The 4131-nt window shown below is 55.5% G+C and carries 5 protein-coding genes; 3 read left to right on the top strand and 2 right to left on the bottom strand.

What is annotated here, in order from left to right; genetic code table 11:
- Window positions 1-113: 113 nt before the first annotated feature.
- Entirely contained in the window at window positions 114-419 is a 306-nt protein-coding gene (locus tag H565_RS16415) for a hypothetical protein (protein WP_157468957.1), read from the bottom strand.
- Window positions 420-1181: 762 nt separating this feature from the next.
- On the opposite strand from H565_RS16415, the gene H565_RS0108900 reads away from it, so the two are divergent.
- Window positions 1182-2282 carry an IS4 family transposase gene (locus H565_RS0108900; RefSeq protein WP_425387400.1) on the top strand — a complete coding sequence of 367 codons (1101 nt, stop codon included), beginning with the start codon at window positions 1182-1184 and terminating at the stop codon, window positions 2280-2282.
- A gap of 116 nt (window positions 2283-2398) precedes the next feature.
- Entirely contained in the window at window positions 2399-2719 is a 321-nt protein-coding gene (locus tag H565_RS0108895; RefSeq protein ID WP_034409018.1) for a hypothetical protein, read from the top strand.
- A 61-nt stretch (window positions 2720-2780) separates the two neighbouring features.
- Here the strand turns inward: H565_RS0108895 and H565_RS0108890 are convergent, their stop codons facing one another.
- On the bottom strand, window positions 2781-3374 hold the full coding sequence (locus H565_RS0108890; RefSeq protein WP_027460720.1) for a hypothetical protein: 594 nt from the start codon (window positions 3372-3374) through the stop codon (window positions 2781-2783).
- A gap of 321 nt (window positions 3375-3695) precedes the next feature.
- Between H565_RS0108890 and H565_RS16410 the strand changes: the two genes are divergently transcribed.
- Complete coding sequence (locus H565_RS16410) at window positions 3696-4061, top strand: hypothetical protein (protein WP_157468955.1); 366 nt, start codon at window positions 3696-3698, stop codon at window positions 4059-4061.
- Window positions 4062-4131 lie beyond the last annotated feature (70 nt).

The raw sequence follows: 4131 nt of genomic DNA, 5'->3' as shown, positions 1-4131 counted from the left end.
GGCCTCGACCATCTCCAAGACCTGCTGCTGCACCCATCCCCGTCGTCCTGGCGTACCCTGACGACTCTCATGCCGCGTTTTGAAGGGTAGTCAGGACCCAGAGGCCGCCTTATCTATGTGGTTCTGGGGGTAAAAACGATGACCGGCAATTCTCCTGCAATCGATACAGCATAGTTAAGTTTTAAATCGCCTATCTTGGGCCAGTAGTCAGACAGCATATCTGCAACCGCTGTTTGTATAGAGTCAAGAAGGAGAATTGTTAACAGATCGATAGGCAGTTCTTCAGGATAGTTGTGACCTATCGAGAATGAGCCGTATTTTATATAATATCCTGTAGATTCTGCCTCTATGGTCATACCCATTGGGAGAGCAAAAACCAGAGTTTTTGTTAACTCAGCAAGTAACTCTTGGTTGCCCATTATTTTAATAAGTTACTTTGCAAGAGCCCTGAATATAAGTGTACGCGTTGGGTCCAGTTGCAATACCCTGAATGTAAACAATATGGCCTATTTTCAAGCTATAGGCTGGTATGGACCCATGAGGCTCGTAAGTTTTGTTAAGTTCGCCCAAATTTGTATTATTTAGAGTGGTGCGTGTCTTCCAAAAGGTGTAAAGTGGCCTGTACTGTTTGTACATGTAGAAGCCCCACTGGACACTCCTTTCGGCCCCTGTCGTACCCTGCTGAAAAATGATGTAGCCATGTGAATTTGCAGGAGCTGAAATATGGTTAGCACAGGGCTGAGGAAGGAGTGCAGGAACAATGGGCGGGAAATCAAGACTTCCCTGTGTCTGTAGCCTCTTCGCTTGTTCAGGCGTGAGGTCAACAGTGAAGTTCCCGGTAAGCCTTCCTATGTCATCCGGTGAGTTGAGGAGTTTAGGCGGCGCCACACTGGCGTCCGTATCCAAAGTCTGTTCGACGCTCACATCTGGTGAAGTCCCGCACGCGCTGATGGCTGCCATAAGAAGACCGATGATTGTGTAGTGAGCTACCTTCATATTCCTCCCGGGGATGGTTCCGTCCCAGTCAGTAAGTTTGGCTTGGGACTTGGCAAAGATATCAGTTGAAGTGCGTTTGTAACTCCATATTTTAACATTAAGGGTTTAATCCTCAGTACCTGACAGGTTGAGGGAAATGGCGTCCAGGACGCAAAAAGGGACGACAAAGGGCGGCAAAAGGAAGTGTGATTCGTCCCAGTGCCGCCCGCTCGCATGTTGACACGTTCACCGCGTACCTGAAAGAACGGCTCCCTCACCACCGCATCGACACCCTCCGCCGCGTGGCTGAAGTCCTGTTCGGCCTCATCCAGGCGGAGTCCACGCTGCACCGGAAAATCGCACTGCACATCGACCGCGAAGCGTCGCAGGCGTCCATCACCCGCATGGTGGCGCGGACGTTCCACGAGACCCGACTCACGCCACAGGACGTCCAGGACGTCCTGCTCCCCCTGCTCCCCGCCGGGAAGCTCACCTTCGTTCTGGACCGGACCAACTGGAAGCTCGGGGCTGCGGACCTGAACCTCCTGGTGCTGGGGGTCGCGCTCGGTGGCGTGGTGCTGCCCCTGAACTGGAAGGTGCTGCCGCACGGCGGCAGCAGTGAGATGCGGGCACGGATGTTCCTGGTGGGCCAGCTCCTGAAACGCCTCCCCGCCCGGCGCTGGGCGGTCCTGATCGCGGACCGGGAATTCGTCGGGCAGGAATGGTTCACCTTCCTGCGCCAGCAGGGCCTCAAGCGCTGCATCCGCATTCGGGAAAGCACTCTCCTGGACGAAAGCCCAGCGCGTGACCACTTTCAGGATCTTCAGCCTGGGGAGATCCGGGGCGTGTTCGACGGCGCCTGGGTGTATGGCAGCTGGATGCAGGTGGTGGCGACGCTCTCCCCGCAGGGAGAGCGCGTCCTGGTCGCCTCGGATCTGTCGCTCTGGGACACCCTGTCCACCTACCGCTTACGGTGGGGCATCGAATGCACCTTCGCTGCGATGAAGACCCGGGGCTTGAACCTCGAACAGACCCATATGACCCAGCCGGATCGTCTCTCCCGTCTCTTCGGCTTCCTCAGCCTGGCGCTGGCCTGGATGGTCCGGATCGGCACCTGGCGCGCCGAGCAGCACAACATCCCCAGGAAGAAGCACGGTCGCCCGGCCATGAGCCGGGCGAGATATGGGTGTGAAGCTCTGGGCCGCGCCCTGAGGTGGGGAAAAAGCTCGTTCCAGACGTATCTGGCCCTGTTCAAAGCTCCTTTTCCTGCTCCAGGACGGCAAAATCCTCAACTTGTCAGGTACTGAGAGACGGTGCAGAACGGCCTGACACGCGTATTTCAGAAGCTGGGCGTGAGTAGCCGCAACGAAGCGATTCTGTATTACTGGGACATCGCCAACAAACCACCTCTACAATGATTACTATGCTGCGTAAGATGATCTGTGCCCTTGCCGTTCTGGCTGCCAGCTTTGCCAGCGCTGGTGGCAGGGATGCGCTACTCCCCTCAGGCCTCTCACCAGACCAGCAACTCGGACAGGCGCTGTGCATCCGCAACCTTCAGGGCTTCCGCACGGTGCCCGCAGGGGTCCCGGTCACTTATTCCAGGAACATCAACAACTCCGGCCATGTCGGTCAGTCGTATTTCTGGGTGGGCACGGCGCGCTTTCAGCAGGGCGGGCAGGTCAGGACCGTGCGGTTTACCTGCACCGTGACGAACGGCAAGGCAGCCGTGACGCTCCGCTAAAAGCCGAGAAGCGCCACGGGAAAGGAGAGGGCCAATGAAGCCCTCTCCTTTCCCGTGTGGGTTACGTCAGTTGGGCGATCAGCGGTACGTTCTGGATGACCATGCCCTGCCGCTGATACTGGGGCGTGCGATTGACCAGGGCACCCAGGGAGCTTTGCGTGGTGGCATTCCAGTCAAGCCACACGCCGCCACGCTGCACCTTCACGTTACGGAATGTCACCTGCGGGTGCCGGGGCGTATAGCCGCTGGATGACGTGGCACTATTGTCCTCCCCACCGATCAGCATCTTGCCGGAGTAGGTTGGGGACGCCACGGCGGCCGTGCGAGAGAACGTAATGCGCCCATCCTGTACAGTCGCGTCCGCTTCCGTGCCCCGGTTGACGATCTTGACAAAGACCTCACTGGTAGGGCTCACAATCTGGTTCTGCTGACCAAATTTAGCGTGATTGGCGAAGTAGCGCCAGACCGGGCCGTTTCCATCGCCCTTATCTGCGTAGCTGAGGCCAACTTCGTAATAGTCGTCCAGAGCAAGAAAGAAGTTGACGAAGTCATACGTGCTCAGACCTGTAGGCGTTGCCGGGACGCTAATGTATCCCTGTATGCCCGTGAAGTTCGACTCTGCCGTGTATACCTTCACAAATTCCTGAAGAGCCATGCTGTACCTCCCGAACTAAATTTGAAGTGATCACTTCTGGAGTAATCATGGTGCATACAAGTCCTATTTTTAAACTCTGAAATCTACCTCACTACCACAAGAAATCTATGGGTAGGAAAGTTTTTGAAGTAAAACTTTTCTACCCGTCATGGGGAAGGCATGCGCTGCATTGTTGTTGACATGCTTGGATGGGAAAGTAGAGATGTACTAGTATATTCGGGTAGGCATACTGGTAGAAGACTTTCTATCGCCCGAATAGATGGATTCGCATACTAATTGCAGAAGTGGCCACTTCAATTCAGAACCACCAGGAGTGCAGATATGCCAGCCATTCGTATCCCCCGCAGCAACTTCAAAGTTCGTTTCTCTGGTGACGCCAGCGGTGCTGGTCGTCGCAATGTCCCGACGTTCGTAAGGGGCGACGCCAATGCCATCGCTGGGTCCAACTTCATGTTCTTCGATCTCTCTACTGGAGAGCTGACAGGGCTGTTCGTACTCGATGGCGTCAGGAAACACGGCGTAACTGGAAAAAACATCGACGTGATCAGCCTTAATGGCAACGGTGCAGTGGTTTTTCACGACGAGAACAGTGCCTACTCGCAGTCGTCCAGCCTAATCTGGAGTATGGCCGCTGGACCAATCATCGTGCGAGGTGGTAATTTCCTGACTACTCTTCAAAACGGGTGACGGGCAGCAGAAAGTCGCTCTCTAGGGGTCAAAAGTCAGATGGAGACTTGAGAAGTCGGCTCCTGTACGG

The organism is Deinococcus murrayi DSM 11303 (assembly GCF_000482805.1).
GTDB lineage: Bacteria > Deinococcota > Deinococci > Deinococcales > Deinococcaceae > Deinococcus > Deinococcus murrayi.
The sequence above is the reverse complement of the archived record's forward strand: the minus strand, read 5'-3'. Positions and strand labels throughout refer to the sequence as shown.

Coding starts and splice junctions, on each gene's coding strand:
- H565_RS0108890 (WP_027460720.1), bottom strand. CDS start 3,374: ATGGCTCTTCAGGAATTTGTGAAGGTATACACGGCAGAGTCGAACTTC.
- H565_RS16415 (WP_157468957.1), bottom strand. CDS start 419: ATGGGCAACCAAGAGTTACTTGCTGAGTTAACAAAAACTCTGGTTTTT.
- H565_RS0108895 (WP_034409018.1), top strand. CDS start 2,399: ATGCTGCGTAAGATGATCTGTGCCCTTGCCGTTCTGGCTGCCAGCTTT.
- H565_RS16410 (WP_157468955.1), top strand. CDS start 3,696: ATGCCAGCCATTCGTATCCCCCGCAGCAACTTCAAAGTTCGTTTCTCT.